This is a genomic window from Paracoccus denitrificans (assembly GCF_900100045.1).
GTDB lineage: Bacteria > Pseudomonadota > Alphaproteobacteria > Rhodobacterales > Rhodobacteraceae > Paracoccus > Paracoccus denitrificans.
Map to the genome: position 1 here is coordinate 173356 of NZ_FNEA01000009.1, position 16239 is coordinate 189594.

At 67.3% G+C, this 16239-nt stretch carries 19 protein-coding genes; 5 read left to right on the plus strand and 14 right to left on the minus strand.

Annotation, left to right across the window (positions count from 1 at the left end):
- The first annotated feature begins 27 nt into the window (after positions 1–27).
- Together BLT64_RS10045 and BLT64_RS10050 are read left to right on the plus strand one after the other, a co-directional pair.
- On the plus strand, positions 28–1059 hold the full coding sequence (locus tag BLT64_RS10045) for an AbrB family transcriptional regulator (protein WP_011746671.1): 1032 nt from the start codon (positions 28–30) through the stop codon (positions 1057–1059).
- Between the two features lie 49 nt (positions 1060–1108).
- The gene (locus BLT64_RS10050; protein ID WP_011746672.1) at positions 1109–1672 is read left to right on the plus strand and encodes a HutD/Ves family protein; all 564 of its coding nucleotides are present in this window, start codon (positions 1109–1111) and stop codon (positions 1670–1672) included.
- Positions 1673–1721: 49 nt separating this feature from the next.
- Here BLT64_RS10050 and BLT64_RS10055 read toward each other — a convergent pair whose 3' ends face one another.
- Positions 1722–2741, minus strand: a complete 1020-nt coding sequence (locus BLT64_RS10055) for an LLM class flavin-dependent oxidoreductase (RefSeq protein ID WP_041530047.1) — start codon at positions 2739–2741, stop codon at positions 1722–1724.
- 11 nt (positions 2742–2752) lie between these two features.
- On the minus strand, positions 2753–3727 hold the full coding sequence (locus tag BLT64_RS10060) for a LysR family transcriptional regulator (RefSeq protein ID WP_011746674.1): 975 nt from the start codon (positions 3725–3727) through the stop codon (positions 2753–2755).
- 119 nt (positions 3728–3846) lie between these two features.
- Here BLT64_RS10060 and BLT64_RS10065 point away from each other — a divergent pair, with 119 nt between their 5' ends.
- Both BLT64_RS10065 and BLT64_RS10070 read left to right on the plus strand, forming a co-directional pair.
- A complete protein-coding gene (locus tag BLT64_RS10065; RefSeq protein ID WP_011746675.1) occupies positions 3847–4791 on the plus strand; it encodes a ring-cleaving dioxygenase in 945 nt (314 codons plus the stop codon).
- A gap of 152 nt (positions 4792–4943) precedes the next feature.
- Entirely contained in the window at positions 4944–5345 is a 402-nt protein-coding gene (locus BLT64_RS10070; protein ID WP_011746676.1) for a DUF1801 domain-containing protein, read from the plus strand.
- Between the two features lie 31 nt (positions 5346–5376).
- Here BLT64_RS10070 and BLT64_RS10075 read toward each other — a convergent pair whose 3' ends face one another.
- From BLT64_RS10075 to trpA, 4 genes are all read right to left on the minus strand, one after another.
- Complete coding sequence (locus BLT64_RS10075) at positions 5377–5970, minus strand: NADPH-dependent FMN reductase (protein ID WP_011746677.1); 594 nt, start codon at positions 5968–5970, stop codon at positions 5377–5379.
- 256 nt (positions 5971–6226) lie between these two features.
- Positions 6227–7756: a VOC family protein gene (locus BLT64_RS10080; RefSeq protein ID WP_011746678.1), complete on the minus strand. Its 1530-nt coding sequence runs from the start codon at positions 7754–7756 to the stop codon at positions 6227–6229.
- Positions 7757–7768: 12 nt separating this feature from the next.
- Positions 7769–8386: a glutathione S-transferase family protein gene (locus BLT64_RS10085; protein WP_011746679.1), complete on the minus strand. Its 618-nt coding sequence runs from the start codon at positions 8384–8386 to the stop codon at positions 7769–7771.
- Between the two features lie 113 nt (positions 8387–8499).
- Positions 8500–9297, minus strand: a complete 798-nt coding sequence (gene trpA, locus BLT64_RS10090; protein WP_011746680.1) for a tryptophan synthase subunit alpha — start codon at positions 9295–9297, stop codon at positions 8500–8502.
- A gap of 129 nt (positions 9298–9426) precedes the next feature.
- Here trpA and ychF point away from each other — a divergent pair, with 129 nt between their 5' ends.
- Positions 9427–10524, plus strand: a complete 1098-nt coding sequence (gene ychF, locus BLT64_RS10095; protein ID WP_011746681.1) for a redox-regulated ATPase YchF — start codon at positions 9427–9429, stop codon at positions 10522–10524.
- Between the two features lie 389 nt (positions 10525–10913).
- Here ychF and BLT64_RS10100 read toward each other — a convergent pair whose 3' ends face one another.
- The 8 genes from BLT64_RS10100 to BLT64_RS10135 all read right to left on the minus strand — a co-directional run.
- Positions 10914–11984, minus strand: a complete 1071-nt coding sequence (locus BLT64_RS10100) for a tyrosine-type recombinase/integrase (RefSeq protein ID WP_011746682.1) — start codon at positions 11982–11984, stop codon at positions 10914–10916.
- Positions 11985–12182: 198 nt separating this feature from the next.
- Positions 12183–12491, minus strand: a complete 309-nt coding sequence (locus tag BLT64_RS10105) for a hypothetical protein (RefSeq protein ID WP_041529722.1) — start codon at positions 12489–12491, stop codon at positions 12183–12185.
- Between the two features lie 43 nt (positions 12492–12534).
- The gene (locus tag BLT64_RS10110) at positions 12535–13263 is read right to left on the minus strand and encodes a hypothetical protein (RefSeq protein WP_011746684.1); all 729 of its coding nucleotides are present in this window, start codon (positions 13261–13263) and stop codon (positions 12535–12537) included.
- On the minus strand, positions 13260–13703 hold the full coding sequence (locus BLT64_RS10115) for a hypothetical protein (RefSeq protein WP_011746685.1): 444 nt from the start codon (positions 13701–13703) through the stop codon (positions 13260–13262). Before BLT64_RS10115 ends, BLT64_RS10110 begins: the two co-directional genes overlap by 4 nt.
- Complete coding sequence (locus BLT64_RS10120; RefSeq protein ID WP_041529723.1) at positions 13693–13899, minus strand: hypothetical protein; 207 nt, start codon at positions 13897–13899, stop codon at positions 13693–13695. Before BLT64_RS10120 ends, BLT64_RS10115 begins: the two co-directional genes overlap by 11 nt.
- The gene (locus BLT64_RS10125) at positions 13899–14804 is read right to left on the minus strand and encodes a hypothetical protein (RefSeq protein ID WP_011746686.1); all 906 of its coding nucleotides are present in this window, start codon (positions 14802–14804) and stop codon (positions 13899–13901) included. Before BLT64_RS10125 ends, BLT64_RS10120 begins: the two co-directional genes overlap by 1 nt.
- Entirely contained in the window at positions 14801–15220 is a 420-nt protein-coding gene (locus tag BLT64_RS10130) for a hypothetical protein (protein WP_011746687.1), read from the minus strand. The genes BLT64_RS10125 and BLT64_RS10130 overlap by 4 nt, the downstream gene beginning before the upstream one ends.
- Positions 15217–16239, minus strand: a 1023-nt coding sequence (locus BLT64_RS10135; protein WP_139171636.1) for a DNA methyltransferase, incomplete at its 5' end; no start/stop codon positions are given. The genes BLT64_RS10135 and BLT64_RS10130, both read right to left, overlap by 4 nt.

Below are 16239 nucleotides of genomic sequence, written 5' to 3' on the forward strand. Positions count from 1 at the left end.
GGCGCCGGTCGCCCGCCGGGAATGACGATGAGCCTGCTGAACCGCCGCATCCTGACCTCTGCGCTGGCCGCCCTGGGCGGCGCGGCCTTTCTGCTGTTGCACCTGCCGCTGCCCATGCTGCTGGGACCGATGCTGGCCTGCCTGATCGCGGCGCTGGCGGGGGCGCCCCTGGCCGGGGCCGGACAGTTCGGCATCTTCATGCGCACCATCCTGGGGGTGGCGGTCGGCGCCTCGATCACGCCCGGCGTGCTGGCGGAACTGCCGGACGTGGCGGCCTCGCTGCTGTTCGTGCCGGGCTTCATCGGGGTGATCGCGCTGGTCGGTTATCCGCTGTTCCGCCGCGTCTTCGGCTTCGACCACGCGACGGCATGGTATGGCGCCATGCCCGGCGGCTTGCAGGACATGCTGGTCTTTGGCGAAGAGGCCGGCGGCGACATCCGCGCATTGTCGCTGATCCATGCGACGCGGGTGCTGGTGATCGTGACCGTCGCGCCGCTGATCATGACCGCCTGGTGGGGCGTGGACCTGTCGCAGCCGCCCGGCACGCCGATGCGCGCCACTGGCGCGGCCGAGATTGCGCTGATGGTCGCCGCCGGGCTGATCGGCTGGAAGGGGGCCGAGCGGCTGGGCATCTTCGGCGCCTCGATCCTGGGACCGATGGTGCTGACGGCGGCGCTGTCGCTGTCGGGCCTGATCACCCAACGCCCGCCGGCCGAGATGATCCAGGCCGCGCAGTTCTTCATCGGCATCGCGGTCGGGGTGAAATACGCCGGCATCACCCTGCGCGAATTGCGGCTGCATGTGACGGCCGGCATCGTCTATGCGCTGCTGCTGGCCTGGATCAGCCTGATCTTCATCGAGGTGATCGTGCATCTGCGGCTTGCGCCGGGGCTGGACGCCTTCCTGGCGTTCCTGCCGGGTGGCCAGGCCGAGATGGTGGTGATCGCACTGATCGCCGGCGCGGACCTGGCCTATGTGGTCAGCCATCACCTGCTGCGCATGATCATCGTCATCGTGCTGGGCCCGGTGGTGGGCAAGGTGCTGGGCCGGCGCAGCTAGGTCCAAGAACAACCATGGCCCGACCGGGTCGCAAGAGGAGAGAAGACGCATGAGCCATCGCATCCTGAAAGCCGCGGACCATCGCCGCATGCCGTGGAAGAACGGCAGGGGCGAGACGGTCGAGATCGCCGTTCATCCCCAGGGCGCGGGGCTTGCCGATTTCGGCTGGCGGGTCAGCATGGCGGGGGTAAGCGAGGACGGCGATTTCTCGATCTTTCCGCAGATCGACCGCACCCTTGCGGTGCTGACCGGAGAGGGGATCGAGCTTGACGTGCAGGGACAGGCCAGGCGGCGGCTGACACCGGAATCCGGGCCGCTGGCCTTTCCGGCGGATGTGCCGACCTCGGCGCGGCTGCTGGGGGGACCGATCACCGACCTGAACGTGATGACCCGGCGCGGCGCCTTTACCCATCGCCTGTCGCGGCTGACCGAGGCGGCGGTGGGCGCGCCCGGCTGGCGGCTGGTGCTGGCGACGGCGCCGGTGGTGCTGGACCTTGCCGGCGCGACCGTGGCGCTGGACCAGCTTGACGCGCTGTTTTGCGAGGGGCCGGATGCCGCGCTGCCCGTCGGGCCCGCCGCGGATGCCTGGCTGATCGAGATCGACCGCGCCTAGGGGACGGTGGGCCTGGGGGACGGCGGCCGGCGCCCTCCGCTCGCTGCGCTCAGCGCCAGCCGAGCGCGGGGGCGACGTGGCTCAGCACTGCCTCGATCACATGGGCGTTGTAATCGACGCCCAACTGGTTCGGCACGGTCAGCAGCAGGGTGTCGGCCTCGGCGATGGCCTCGTCCTCGCGCAACTCTTCGATCAGCCGGTCCGGTTCGGCAGTATAGCCGCGGCCGAAGATCGAGCGGGTTTCCTCGATAAAGCCGATCTGATCGGCTTCCTTGCCGCCGCGGCCGAAATACATCCGGTCGCGGTCGTCCATCAGCGGAAAGATCGAGCGGCTGACCGAGACCCTCGGCTCGCGCTCATGCCCAGCCGCCGCCCAGGCCTCGCGATAGGCGCGGATCTGCTCGGCCTGCTGGACGTGGAAGGGCTTGCCGTTCTCGTCCGTCTTGAGCGTCGAGCTTTGCAGATGCATGCCCAGCTGCGCCGCCCAGCGGGCGGTGTCGTTCGAGGCGGCGCCCCACCAGATCCGCTCGCGCAGGCCCGGCGAATGCGGCTCGATCCGCAGAAGGCCCGGCGGGTTCGGAAACATCGGGCGCGGGTTCGGCCGGGCGAAGCCGTGCCCCTCGATCACGTTCAGGAACACCTCGGCATGGCGCCGGGCCATGTCGGCGTCGCTTTCCTCCTCGGCCGGGGTATAGCCGAAATAGCGCCAGCCCTCGATCACCTGCTCGGGCGAGCCGCGCGAGATGCCAAGCTGCAGCCGCCCCTGCGAGATCAGGTCGGCCGCCCCGGCATCCTCGGCCATATACAGCGGGTTTTCATAGCGCATGTCGATGACGGCGGTGCCGATCTCGATGCGCTGGGTGCGCGCGCCCACCGCGGCCAGCAGCGGAAAGGGCGAGGCCAGCTGGCGCGCATAATGATGCACGCGGAAATAGGCGCCGTCCGCGCCCAGTTCCTCGGCCGCGACGGCCAGCTCGATGGATTGCAGCAGCGTGTCCTGGGCGCTGCGGGCCTGCGAGGCGGGCTCGTCCGACCAATGGCCGAAGGACAGGAAACCGATCTTCTTCACGCCAATCTTCTTCACGGGGCGACCTTTGGGGTTGTGGGTTCCTGGGATATGGGGTCGCGGCGCGCGGATACCCAGCCGGCCTGCCATGCCGGGCTGCTCAGTTCCACTGCCAGATGGTCGATGAAGCGGCGCAGCTTGGCCGGCATCGGCTGGACCGGCGGCCAGACCGCGACGATGGGCAGCGGCCTTGTGCCGAAGCCGGGCAGCACCCGCTCCAGCCGCCCGTCGGCCAGCGCCGGGGCGACGACGAAGCCGGGCAGCATGGCCAGTCCCAGCCCCTCGATGGTCATGTCGCGGATCGCCTCGCCATTGTTCATCGACAGCCGCCCCTGCACGAAGGGCGAGACGAAGCGGTCGCGGTCCTGGAATTGCCAGAGCTGGCTGTTCGGCAGGTGGCTGTAGCCGATCACCTCATGCTCGCGCAGGTCGGCAAGCGTCTGCGGGCGGCCCTTGCGATCCAGATAGGCGGGGCTGGCGCAGGCGATGCTTGCATCCTCGCACAGCTTGCGCTGCATCAGCGCCTTGTCGCGCATCTTGCCGATGCGGATGCCGATGTCGAAGCCTTCGCGCGCCAGGTCGCGGCTGCGGTCGTCGTAGTCGACGCTGATCTCCAGCTCGGGGTTCTGGGCGGCGAAGCGGGCGATGATCGGCCCCAGATGCAGCACGCCGAAGCTCATCGGCGCGGCGACGGACAGGCTGCCGCGCAGGGGTGCCAGCCCGTCCATGTCCCAGGCTGTGCTTTCGGCGGCCGCGATGAGTTCCGCCAGCGCCGGGCGCAGCCGCTCGGCCAGGCGCAGCGCCGCCTCGGTCGGCGTGATGCGGCCGGCATTGCGGCGAAACAGCGCCGCGCCCAACGTGGCCTCCAGGTCGGTGATCCGCTTGCTGACCACGGATTTCGACAGGTTCAGCCGTGCGGCGGCGGCGGTGACGGTGCCCAGCTCCATCACCGTCAGGAAGGTTTCCAGATCGTTCAGGTCATAGCGCATGGCGCAAGCTTACCCGGTCCCGCATCGTTCGCAATGGCCGAACGCGATGTTCGCAGTCGCTCCGGTGGCGGAAACGGCCGCGATGCCCGATATTGGTGCCAAGAGAAAGGAGGCCCATCATGGAGCTGACCGGAATTCACCACCTGACGGCGATCACCGCCGACGCGCCCGGCAACAAGCGGTTCTATACCGATACGCTGGGGCTGCGGCTGGTCAAGAAGACCGTCAACCAGGACGACACCAGCGCCTATCACCTGTTCTATGCCGACGGGTTGGCCCGTCCCGGCACCGACCTGACCTTTTTCGACTGGCCGGCGGCGCCGGAACGGCGCGGGACGCATTCGATCAGCCGCACCGGGCTGCGGGTCGCGGGCGACAGCCTTGACTATTGGGCCGGCCGGCTTGCGGATCGCGGCCTGACCCTGGGGCGGGTCGCCGAGATCGACACCCGCGCCAGCCTCGACTTCGAGGACCCCGAAGGCCAGCGTTTCCGCCTGACCGAAGACGCGCAGGATGCGGTGACCGCGCCTTGGGAAAAAAGCCCGGTGCCGGCGCAGCACCAGATCCACGGGCTGGGGCCGATCACCATCTCGGTGCCGGACCTGGCGCCGACCGAGATCGTGCTGACCCATGTGATGGGCATGCGCAAGGTCCGCGACTATGCCAGCCCCGACGGGCACGGCACCGTCCATGTCTACGAGATGGGGCAGGGTGGTCCTTCGGCGGAATTGCATGTCGCGGTCCAGCCCGACCTTGCCGTGGCGCGGCAAGGCGCGGGCGGGGTGCATCACGTCGCCTTCCGCGTGCCGGACAAGCCCGCCATCCACGATTGGGCCAGGCGGCTGAACGAGATGCGCGTCCCCAGTTCGGGCGAGGTCGAGCGCTATTATTTCCGCTCGCTCTATTTCCGCGAGCCGGGCGGCAACCTGTTCGAGATCGCCAGCGATGAACCCGGCTTTGCCGTGGACGAACCGCTGGAGAGCCTGGGCGAGACGCTGTCCCTGCCGCCCTTCCTGGAAGGGCAGCGCGCGCAGATCGAGGCGCGGCTGAAGCCGCTGGACTGAACCGCACCCCCTGACGAAACAAGGCCGCCGGAGCGATCCGGCGGCCCTTTTCATGCACGCGGGAAACCGCCTGCCTCTGGCGGCCCTGTTGCCGCATCGGGGGTTTCGCCCCATGCTCCTTGCCGCGACAGGACGGAACGGAGCGATGCGGCATGAGCCAGTCGGAAAAGGGAACGCCTGCCTCGGAACTGATCGATGCGCGGATCAGGGAACTGGGCAACTGGCGCGGCGAAACGCTGGCGCGGCTGCGCGCCCTGATCCACGAGGCCGATCCCGAGGTGGTCGAGGAATGGAAATGGCGCGGCGTGCCGGTCTGGTCGCATGACGGCATCCTCTGCACCGGCGAGACCTACAGCCAGGTGGTCAAGATGACCTTCGCCAAGGGCGCGGCGCTGGAGGATCCCTCGGGCCTGTTCAACGCCAGCCTTGAGGGCAACACCCGCCGCGCCATCGACCTGCGCGAGGGAGAGCGGATCAAGGCCGAGGCGCTCAAGGCGCTGATCCGCGCCGCCGTGGCGCTGAACCGGGCCAGGAAAAAGGGGCGATCGAAGTGACCGCCCCTTCCAACTGACTGATCCGATCGCTTCAGGCGGTTTTCGCGCGCTGTGCCATGGTCGCCTCGGCCCACCAGAGCAGTTCGTCCAGCATGGCGTTCAGCGAGGGCAGCAGGTTGGCCTCGACCTCGGCCATCTCTCCATTGGCGCCCAGCGGCGAGACCTTGAAGAAGTCGCCGCCGCCCAGATGCACGGCGTTGCGCAGCGGGACCATCTGCAATTCGACCGCGATGCCGCGCAGATGCTCGATGGCGCGGGCGGCGCCGACGCCGCCATAGCCCATGGCCGCCGCCGGCTTGTGGTTCCATTCCTTGTAGGCCTGGTCCAGCGCGTTCTTCAGCGAGCCGCTGATCGAATGGTTGTATTCCGAGGTCACGAAGACATAACCGTCGAACTCGGCCAGCTTCTGCTGCCATTTTATCGCGCGCGGGTCCTGCGACGGCACCCACAGGTTCGAGGCGACCTCGTCGAACAGCGGCAGGTCGTAATCGCGCAGGTCCACCAGTTCGAAGCTCATGTCGTCGCGCTTTTGCGCGTTTTCCAGCAGCCAGGCTGCGGGCTTGTCGGCAAAGCGCGCGGCGCGGGTCGAGCCGATGATGATGGCGATATGCGGTTTCCTGGTCATGGGTCTGGTCCTTCGTGATGGTCCTGCGGGCCGGTCGTGGCCCTCTTGGTTGAATATCGTGGCCTCAAACTGGCCCTTGCGGGGCCTTCGGACAAGCCAACCGGAATCGGAAGCCGCGTTCGAAAATCGGAAACGGCTGGCCCGGGCCGCGGAAAAGGAAAGGCGGGCCTTGCGACCCGCCTCTCCGGCTTCTCTGTTCCACAAATACTCATGCGGCAGTTCGGACAGGCGCGACCTTGACTGCCTGGACCCGGCGTCAGTCGTGGGCCAGCCAGCCGGCGGCCAGCGTCAGATCCTCGGGCTGAAGCTCATGCCCGGCCTCGATGACCCTCGCCTCCAGCGCCGCACCGCCGTCGCGCAACGCGCGCTCCAGCGCCGGGGCCATGCGGGCGAAGGGATCGCGGGCGCCGGTCAGCATCAGCACCCGGCTGCCGGCCAGGGCCTGCGCGTCCAACGCCGGCGGTTCCTCCAGCACCTGCACGGCGCGCAGCAGCACCGCGCGGCCGATCAGGCCCGGATGCAGTTGCATGGCCGCCCCCAGCAGGTTCGCGCCGTTGGAATAGCCCAGATAGGTCAGCGCCCCGGGGTCCAAGGCGTAGGCCCGCGCGGCTTCGTCGATGAAGCCGGCAAAGGCCTCGGTCTCGGCGCGGATGTCGTCCTGGTCATAGGTCACGGCGTCATGGCGGCGGAACCAGCGGTTGATGCCCTCTTCGGTCGAGCGGCCGCGGACGCCCAGCAGCGTGGCGTTCGGCGCCATGCGATGGGCCAACGGCATCAGGTCGGATTCGTTGCCGCCGGTGCCGTGCAAAAGGACGATGGTGCTGCCGTCCGGGCTCTCCGGTCGGTGGAAGCGGTGGATGAAATGCAGCTCGCGCATCGGGCTCCTTTCCTCGCCCGGCAGGGCGAATTGCGGCAGGATCACGCGCAGGTCGTCGGCGCGGGCCGCGTCATGGGGCGGAACGAACAGCGTCTCGCCCAGGTGCTCCGGCGCCTCGTCCAGGGTAAAGCCGGGGGCGTCGGTGGCATATTCGAGCAGCGTTCCCGCCGGCTCGCGCACATAAAGCGACAGGAAATATTTCCGGTCGTGCACGGTGGTCGCGTCGGTATCCTTCAACTCCAGCCGCATCCGGCGCACCGCATCGGCATCCGGCGCGCGGAAGGCGACGTGATCCAGGATGCCGGTGCCGGGAATGCCCGGAAAGAATCCGGTCGCGTCGCGGATGTCGACGGTATCCGTGTCGGATTCCATGCGCTGCACCGCGCCTTCGGCCGCACCGGGGCGATAGCCGAAACGGGCCAGGAAATCGCGCGTCGCCTGCGGCTGCTCGGTCAGGATGGTCGCGCCGCGCAGCCGCGTCGGCGCGATGGGATCGGGCAGGGGCGCCGTCGCGGGCAGGTCCACCCCCACCAGCTTGACGGTGACGCCGTCGGGGTCCTTCAGCCGCAGCACGGTTTCGCCCCGCTCGCGCAGCGGCCCCTCGACCGGCACGCGGGCGGTCATGGCGCGGGTCAGCCAGTCGCCGATGCTTTCGGGCGGCACGGCCAGCGCGATTTCCGCCACCTGGCCATGGCCGACCCGGCCCGGCGCCCCGTCCTCCCACACCAGGAAGGTGACGAGAGAGCCGGGCGAGCCGAGCGCGTCGCCATAGAACAGGTGCAATTGTTCGGCATCCTCGAACCCGCCCGTGCGCTTGACCAGACGCAGGCCCAGGAAGCCGGCGTAGAAATCGACATTGGCCTGCACCCGGCGGGTAATGCCGGTGACGTGATGGATGCCGGTGGGCATGGGTCTGTCTCCTTATGCGCCCTCTTCGCGGGCAAGGACGGTTTGCACGGCCGGATCGGCCGCGATGCGATCATGCAGGGCCTGCACATTGGCCCAGCCCTGGGTCCCCTCGGGCAGCAGTTTTGCGGCCCAACGCAGCATCGGAAAGGCATAGGCGTCGATCACCGAGCGGCGGCCCAGGATCCAGTCGCGACCATCCAGATGCGCGTCCAGCAGCGCCAGCCGCTTGCGGACCAGCTTGCGCCCGGCCTCCTGCACGGCCTCGCGGTCGGCCTTGTCGCGGCTGGTGGTATAGCGCTGCGGCGTGAACAGCGGAAAGAAGGCCGGATGCAGGTCGCCGGTGAAGAAGCTCGACCAGCGATCAAGCTCGGCCTGCGCCCGCAGGTCGTCGCCGCCACCCAGGTCGGCCTCGGGGTGCTTGCGCGCCAGATGGTGCAGGATCGCGCCCGCCTGGGTCAGGATCCAGCCGTCATCCTCGCGCAGCACCGGGACGGCACCCGCCGGGTTCACGGCCAGAAGCTCGGCCGAGCCGAATTCGACCGCCACGGCCTCATAGGGCGCCTGGGTCCATTCCAGCACGATATGGGGCGCGAGCGAGCAGGCGCCGGCATGGTAGAACAGGGTGGGCATGAAATCCTCCGGTTTGCGATGCGTCCAAGATAGCGTCGCACCGCGTTTCCCCAACCGGCGATGGCTGGAACGCGGCGTTCTGCATCATCGAACGCGCCGGGCGGAGGATCGGTTCAGGCGCTGTGCGCGCCCTGGGCCAGGTCTGCGACGAAGGACAGGATCTCGGGCACCGGGCGGCCCTCGCCGATCAGCTTGACGATGGCACTGCCCACGACGCAGCCATCGGCGACGCCCGCCACGGCCTGCGCTGCCTCCGGCGTCGATATGCCGAAGCCGACGACGACCGGCAGCTTGGCGGCGGCGCGGATGCGGGCGACCTCTGGCGCGACCTCTGCGGCATTGGCTGCGGGCCCGCCGGTGATGCCGGTGACCGAGACGTAATAGACGAAGCCGCTGGTATTGCGCACCACCGCAGGCAGGCGCCGGTCGTCGGTCGTCGGCGTTGCCAGGCGGATGAAGTTCAGCCCGGCCTCGCGTGCCGGCAGGCACAGCTCGGCATCCTCTTCGGGCGGCAGGTCGACGACGATCAGCCCGTCCACGCCGGCCTCGACCGCCTCGGTGATGAAGCGGTCCACGCCGCCCTGCCGGGCATAGATCGGGTTGTAATAGCCCATCAGCACGATGGGGGTGGCATCGTCGTCCCGGCGAAAGGCGCGCACCATGTCCAGCACCCTGCTGACGCTGCCGCCGGCCGCCAGCGCGCGCTGGCCCGCCGCCTGGATGGTGGCGCCGTCGGCCATCGGGTCGGTGAAGGGCATGCCCAGTTCGATGATGTCCACGCCCGCGCCGGGCAGGCCGCGCATGATCTGCAGCGAGGTGTCGAAATCCGGGTCGCAGCCCATCATATAGGCGACGAAGGCCTTGCCGCCCGTCTCGGACAGCCGCGCGAAAGTGTCGTCGATTCTGCTCATGCGCCCCGGATCTCCTTCATGACCGCCCAGCCCTAGCCCGGCTTGAGGGGCAAGATCAACGGCCCGCCACTGGACTTGGGCGTCATCGCCCCATAATAAGCGCGAAAATCCGGGGAAAAGGGGTGCATCATGGGCTTTCGCATGGGGATCGTCGGCCTGCCGAACGTGGGCAAGTCGACGCTGTTCAACGCGTTGACGAAAACCGCTGCCGCGCAGGCCGCGAACTTCCCCTTCTGCACCATCGAGCCGAACGTGGGCGAGGTCGCCGTGCCCGACCCGCGGCTGGACAAGCTGGCCGGGATCGCCGGGTCCAAGCAGATCATCCCGACCCGCATCACCTTCGTCGATATCGCCGGCCTGGTGAAGGGCGCGAGCAAGGGCGAGGGGCTGGGCAACCAGTTCCTGGCCAATATCCGCGAGGTCGATGCCATCGCCCATGTCCTGCGCTGTTTCGAGGACGGCGACGTGACCCATGTCGAGGGCCGCGTCGACCCCATCGCCGATGCCGAGACCATCGAGACCGAGCTGATGATCGCCGACCTCGAATCCATCGAACGCCGGCTGGCCAACATCCAGCGCAAGCTGAAGGGCGGCGACAAGGAGGCGGTGGCACAGGAAAAGCTGCTGAAAGCCGCGCAGGCCGCTCTGGAATCCGGCAAGCCCGCCCGCACCGTGCAGGTCGCGGACGAGGATCGGAAAGCCTGGGACATGCTGCAACTGCTGACCGCCAAGCCTGTCCTGTTCGTCTGCAATGTCGAGGAAGACAAGGCCGCCACCGGCAACAGCCAGTCCGAGCGCGTGGCGCAGATGGCGGCCGAGCAGGGCGCCGGCCATGTGGTGATCTCCGCCAAGATCGAGGAGGAGATCAGCCAGCTTCCCGCCGAGGAAGCCGACATGTTCCTCGAGGAGATGGGCCTGCACGAGGCGGGCCTCGACCGGCTGATCCGCGAGGGCTACAAGCTTCTGGGTCTTGAGACCTATTTCACCGTCGGCCCCAAGGAGGCCCGCGCCTGGACCATCCATAAGGGCACGCTGGCCCCGGCGGCGGCGGGCGTGATCCACGGCGATTTCGAGCGCGGCTTCATCCGCGCCGAGACCATCGCCTATGACGACTACGTCACCTACAAGGGCGAGGCCGGCGCGCGCGAGGCCGGCAAGTTCCGCGTCGAGGGCAAGTCCTATGAGGTGCAGGACGGCGACGTGCTGCATTTCCTGTTCAACGCCTGATTTCACTACCGTTTTCGGTGGCTGGAAAGGGCGGCTGTGCCGCAGCGCCGCGGCCCTTTCGCGCAACGGATAAGGCGCCGGTGCCGCAAAGCGTCCGGGGCCTGTCCTGCGCGGCGGATATGCGGTCCTCGTGGCCCGGCGCCGCGCTGTCTGATGCCCCTTATGCGCCGTGGTCCGGGCGCGACGGTTGCGCCCCGCGCCTGCGAGCGGGGCGAGCCGTGGAGGGGGCTGCCCGACCTGCCTTGACCCGTCTTTTTGCGGGGTGCGGCGAATTTTCGTCAAACCGCCTGGCCCGTGCGATTTGCCCTTGTTTTTCCTGCCTGTCGCCTGCTAGACCCCGCAGCGGAGACGTGGCCGAGTGGTCGAAGGCACACCCCTGCTAAGTTTCCTTAAGCTTCCCGCATGATCTTGATTTTCTTCCCGAAATCATCGGGCAATGCAGCGTCATGCACGTAGTTTGCACGAAAGTCCCATCCGTGCTCGAACAGCCGACGCGGCAGGTCTGCGGGCGCGAGCTTGGTGTAGCCGATCGCCATATCCGGCTTGCGCCAGCCGCCGCGTTCCATCAGCAGGATCAGGTCACGGTTGACCGCATAGTGCCAGGTCGCAAAGGTGTGGCGCAGCGTGTGCGGGGTCACATCCTCGCCGAGTCCGGCTGCATCCCGCGCCTTGTCGAATGCGCCCTTGATCTGACCGCCGAGGCGCGATCCGCTGGAATTGGTGAGGCGATAGGGCTTGCCCTTCGGCGTGCGAAACACCGCGCCGGCCTCGGGTAGTCCGCTGGCGACCATGATGCGGCGCGTCCTGCCGGGGTATTGGACCATCTTGCCGTCGCCGTTCTTGGTCACGCCGACATAGGCCTCGCAGGTGTCGAGATGCAGGTGCTGCACGGTCAGCCCCAATGCCTCGCCGGTCCGGCAGCCTGTCCCGAGCAGGAACGCCACGATTGGCAGGAGCCGCCTGTCGCAGGCCGCCAGCAGGGCCTCGACCTCCTCCGGTGTCAACCAGCGCAACCGGGTCCTGGGCTCCTTGCGGCGCCTGAACCTGCGATCTGGAACCTTGCCATCCTCGGCTGCCAGCCGGTAGACGGCGCTGATCGGTGTGATGAGCTGGCGATTGATCGTCGCCGGGCCCGCATCCGGGTAGAGCGCGGCCGCCGCGCGGCTGACCGCATCGTTGTCGGTATCGACCAGGCGCCAGCGCGGGCCGAAGTGCTTGATGATCCGCGCCAGATACTTCCCCTCGCCACCCGATTCCATATAGGCCAGCGCGGCCTCGGCGAAGGTATAGGTTACGGCCTTGCCATATGCACGACGTTCGATGATCTCGGCTTCGCGTCGCGCGCGGAGGATTTCCGCCTGGCGCTTGTCGCCAATTCGAGTGCTTTCGTAAACGCGCTGTCCAGCGACGGTGCCGCGGATATACCAGATTTCACCACGCTTGATGAGCTTGAGAGGCATTTCTGTTCACCGATCAGGAAGGCGTCCAGAAGGTCTCTGGGCCGGTAAAGGATTCTGACGCGGCCGCGCGCGGCCACCCGCGCCAGCCTGCCCTCATGATAGGCCCTGTCAAGGCCTGTGCGGCTGGTGAATATCTTCCTGCGCCGCAGGAACTCCAGCGCCTCGTCTGTCGTGAGGAGATCTTCGGGAACGGCGGGATCATCCATCGTCCTGGTGCTCTTCATCCCATTTCTCCCACATTCTCACCGCCTCCTCGCACATGTCGGAAAGCATCATGAGCTGGTCGGCTGAAAGCATGTGCCAGTTGTGACCATCGGAATGGATGCTGGCCATACCTTCCGGGTCGAACGTGACCCGAACAGGATCATATTCGACGTCCATGAAAAACATGACCAGCTCGGTGCCTATGCTCGGATCGCTATTTTCCAGGAACATCAGCTTCCCGTGCTCAAATCCGCCGGTCAGATGCCGCTCGAATTCCCCTAGGCGTCCTTCGGAGTTGTTCATTTTCAACCTCTCGTGTCAGTTTCGTTCATCGTCTGATGGCCCATCACGCCATCCTTCTGATCTGGTCCAGGGCGTATCCGCCCCATTGCTCGGCGCAGGCGCGGGCGATGCCATCGAAGGTCCTGCTGCGGATTTTCCATCGGTCGGGGCCCGGGCTCGCGCGGTGGATCGCCGACCATGCTTTGTGCCGCTCCGGCTCGGTCGCGGCCGATGGCGGGATCAGCCGCTTCGTGGCGGTCAGCGGCGGCAGGCCGCGCAGGTAGAAGCCCGTCGCCTTGAAGGCCGGCTCGTCAAACCACCAGGGCTGGACGATCTGGGGCTTGGGCAAATCCGCCGGCATCCGGGCGCGGCCGTGCTTGTGCATGACCGGGTTTTCGACCGCCACGCGCGCCACCGGAGCCTGCCAGCAGGCAGCGAACAGTTCGGCGCCTTCGTCCAGCAGCCGCCACATGATGGCCAATCGCGCTTCGCGCGGCAGGATCGGCCATGCCACCTTCTCGGCCGGGGTTGCGTCGTCGGGCGGGTTCTTCGGCGGGTCCGACAGCCAGCGCACGCCGCTGTTGCACAGGCGCGTGCAGGGCGGGTGGCAGACGATCAGCAGGTCCCAGCCATAGTCGAGGTAGTCCCGCACGTCGCCGACGATGTGATGGTTGCTGCCGTCCTCGGCCGGCAGGCGGTCAACGGATGTGGCATCATGACCGAGGGCAGCGAAGGCCCGACGCATGGTGCCCGAGGTCTCGCACAGGACGCCGACGCGTAGCGCTGCCGTCATGCCCAGCCCTCCGCAGCCCCGCCGCCGCCAACAGCAAGACGGACGCGCGCCGCTCGGCAGAAGTCCTTGAAGCTGACCTCGCAGAAGCCATCGGTGACGTCCAGCCACTTGCTGTATCGGGCTTTGCTGGGGCTGGTCGCGACACAGGGCATTTCCATGCCGTCCCAGATCACGACATAGAGCCGATGCTGATCGCCGATCTTGCGCAGGTGGTCGCGTAGCGCCTCCTGACCTGCGCGCGTGACGAAGAACCATTGCAGCTTGCCATCGCTTCCGCCGGCGCGCCAATGCGGCGATGCTGCCATTTCCTCGGCGGCCCGGCTCCCGACCGACGCCGCGAAATGGTCCCGGTATGTCTGGGCCAGCGGATTGACCGGCCGCCCCAGCGCATGGTCGATGCGATCCATGGCCTTGTCTTCCAGGTAGCGGTTAACCTGCATGGCTATCCTCCTCCGGGCGGCAAAGCGGATCATCCCCGCCTAGGTGGGTATTGATCTGCCGCTTGGCGTCGGCCAGCGTCAGCGCCATGCCGTGGGCATCGGTCTCCTCGTGCGTCCATTCATAGGGCGCGCCCGGCACCTCGGCCTGGCGGATCACGATGCCGCGGTGGATGATGGGGAGGATGCGGTCAGCCATCACGCACCGCCTTTCAGGGCGCGCAGGGCGATCAGCCCAGATGTCACGGTCTGGTCGATCAGGTCGGAGTTGGCCCAGCGGTGCCCGTTCTCATCGCGGTCCAACATATTCAGTTCACGGATATCGGCAAAAGCCCGTTCTACCGCCGCGACCGTCTCGCCGGGCTGGGCCGGGTGGGCACCACAGACTGCGCAAGGGACATTAGGGGGCTTCGGGCTATCTTCACAGGCGACGCATTTCGGCACCGCCTCTCCCTCGGGCTGCGGGGCGATGCTTTTCGCTTCGCCACCCGGCACGATCCGCTCGCCGCGCTGATGCAGCATCATGGCGAGGTTGCCGACATCGACCGGATCGCCTTTTTCGACATGTTCGCGCAGCAGTCGGGACAGCAGCTCGGCGCTGCATTCGTCCTTGCGATCCCAGCCGCCACGGCCTTCGGTACGCTTCTTCGCCAGCTTCGCTTTCATGGCGGCGGCAAAGCGGTCAACTGCCAGATCGTCGGGGGGCCCCTCGGGCTGCGGGGCTGGCGTCAGGGCGGCGAGGGCGTCACGCAAGGCATCGTGATCCGGCTTCTCTTCCGCGATGGATTGAGACACATATCCCCGATCCAAGATCGTCTGCGCAGCATCCATCAGCGCCCGCACCTGCTGGCCCGAGGCGCAGAGGTCGGCGCGGCTATACCACGCATAGGGATCATGCGTTGCCCGGCCGATGCCCGCGAGCAAGTGGATATGCATCGTCGTGTCCGGGTCCAGCCCCGAGCCGGTGGCGGTCAGAATCTCGATCTGCTCCAGAGCAGAGACAAGATCGCCTTGGGTGATGGGCTCTGCCCGCTGCGGTGCTTCCTCGGCCGGGCCCTGCCAGGTGCTGCGGCCAATCTCAACAGAAACGATGTCGCTGGTCATGCGTCACCGCCTTCCGCGGCTTTCGCCCAGGCCGCGATCTCGGGCTCATCGCTGCCGCTGAACCGCCAGGGCATCGGGGAAAGCTGATGCGCGACCTGCCATTCGTCGATTGCGGCGCGGACGCGGGATTGCAGGTCGAGGTTGATGGCGGGCGTGAAATCCAGGATCGGCGATCCATCCTCGTCGCACTGGTCATAGAGGGATTCCTCGGCTGCCTCGAAGAAACAGCCCTGGCTGAAGAATTCCGACACCCGGACGGGCCATTTAGTGGCTCGCATGATCCATTCATGCTCCTCGGCCTTGGCGCCATCCTCGGCCTCTTCGCGCGTGGCATAGGGACCGCCGTGCCAGACCTCCGTGTCATTCGAGGAATACCAGGCCGTCTCGCTGGCCGTCAGTTGTTCGATGGTTTTCACGCGGTCCTCCGCAGTTTCTGGTTTTCGGGTTGATCGGCGTCGAGGAGGTCGAAGAGGCTGGGCATGCCGGCCTCGCGCGAGGCGGCCTCGACGTATTTGCAGCCGTCGAGCCAATAGCCCTTGTTCAGTTCGACCCCGATGCCCTTGCGGCCGAGTTTCACGGCGCGGAACGGCACGGTCATGAGCCCGCCGAACGGGTCGTAGACCCATTCTCCGCGCTCGGTGAACTGGGCGATGGCCCGGTCGACGATGTCGTATTGCAGCGGGCACAGGTGCATCTCGTTGCCCTTGCGCGCCTGCTCGGCGTTGATGGTCATCATGCGCGCGACATCGGTCCACACGTCGGGATGCGCGCTATGCGGTGGCAGGAGCATGAAGGTCGGCGGCAGCCGGCCCTTCTTCTCCAGCGCTTCGCCGATTCGGACGTGATGCTCGAAATCGTAAACCTGCTGGAGGTTGTAGGCTTTCCAGACCTTGTAGACCTGGTCGGCGTCCAGCCCCTCCAGTTCCTCGGGCAGCAGGGTCCGGTCGCCATTCGACCGCATGTAGCCGTGGGCATCGATCTGCCAGCGGGCGCGGCTATAGCCGCCCTCGTTGCGCCAGTCCTTGGCCTCGGGGTCCCATTCCTTCTTGGCCTTCTTCACCGGCCGGTCGGCGTAGCCGTTGCTGGTGTCACTGGGCGGCCGGCGGAAGATCAGCAGGTATTCCGGCACGCCGCAGCCCATGCGGCTGCCGTCCTTGCACTGTTCCGACCAGCCCAGGCGATAGGTCTGGTTGTTCTCGCGCACGACATCGGTCGTGATGGTCTTCATACCGAGATAGGCCCAGCCGTGGCGCTGGAACTCGCGCACGCAATCCATGTGCAGGGTCGATAGGGTCTGGAAACCGAAGCCGTTGATGCCACCGGGGATGATCCGGTCCTTGACGTGGATCGCGCAGATCCGGCCCGGCTCCAGCACGCGCAGCAGCTCGGGGATCAGGAACCCCATCTGCTGCCAGAAATGCGGATCGTCGTCGGT

Coding starts and splice junctions, on each gene's coding strand:
- BLT64_RS10045 (WP_011746671.1), top strand. CDS start 28: ATGAGCCTGCTGAACCGCCGCATCCTGACCTCTGCGCTGGCCGCCCTG.
- BLT64_RS10050 (WP_011746672.1), top strand. CDS start 1,109: ATGAGCCATCGCATCCTGAAAGCCGCGGACCATCGCCGCATGCCGTGG.
- BLT64_RS10060 (WP_011746674.1), bottom strand. CDS start 3,727: ATGCGCTATGACCTGAACGATCTGGAAACCTTCCTGACGGTGATGGAG.
- BLT64_RS10065 (WP_011746675.1), top strand. CDS start 3,847: ATGGAGCTGACCGGAATTCACCACCTGACGGCGATCACCGCCGACGCG.
- BLT64_RS10070 (WP_011746676.1), top strand. CDS start 4,944: ATGAGCCAGTCGGAAAAGGGAACGCCTGCCTCGGAACTGATCGATGCG.
- BLT64_RS10075 (WP_011746677.1), bottom strand. CDS start 5,970: ATGACCAGGAAACCGCATATCGCCATCATCATCGGCTCGACCCGCGCC.
- BLT64_RS10080 (WP_011746678.1), bottom strand. CDS start 7,756: ATGCCCACCGGCATCCATCACGTCACCGGCATTACCCGCCGGGTGCAG.
- BLT64_RS10085 (WP_011746679.1), bottom strand. CDS start 8,386: ATGCCCACCCTGTTCTACCATGCCGGCGCCTGCTCGCTCGCGCCCCAT.
- trpA (WP_011746680.1), bottom strand. CDS start 9,297: ATGAGCAGAATCGACGACACTTTCGCGCGGCTGTCCGAGACGGGCGGC.
- ychF (WP_011746681.1), top strand. CDS start 9,427: ATGGGCTTTCGCATGGGGATCGTCGGCCTGCCGAACGTGGGCAAGTCG.
- BLT64_RS10100 (WP_011746682.1), bottom strand. CDS start 11,984: ATGCCTCTCAAGCTCATCAAGCGTGGTGAAATCTGGTATATCCGCGGC.
- BLT64_RS10105 (WP_041529722.1), bottom strand. CDS start 12,491: ATGAACAACTCCGAAGGACGCCTAGGGGAATTCGAGCGGCATCTGACC.
- BLT64_RS10110 (WP_011746684.1), bottom strand. CDS start 13,263: ATGACGGCAGCGCTACGCGTCGGCGTCCTGTGCGAGACCTCGGGCACC.
- BLT64_RS10115 (WP_011746685.1), bottom strand. CDS start 13,703: ATGCAGGTTAACCGCTACCTGGAAGACAAGGCCATGGATCGCATCGAC.
- BLT64_RS10120 (WP_041529723.1), bottom strand. CDS start 13,899: ATGGCTGACCGCATCCTCCCCATCATCCACCGCGGCATCGTGATCCGC.
- BLT64_RS10125 (WP_011746686.1), bottom strand. CDS start 14,804: ATGACCAGCGACATCGTTTCTGTTGAGATTGGCCGCAGCACCTGGCAG.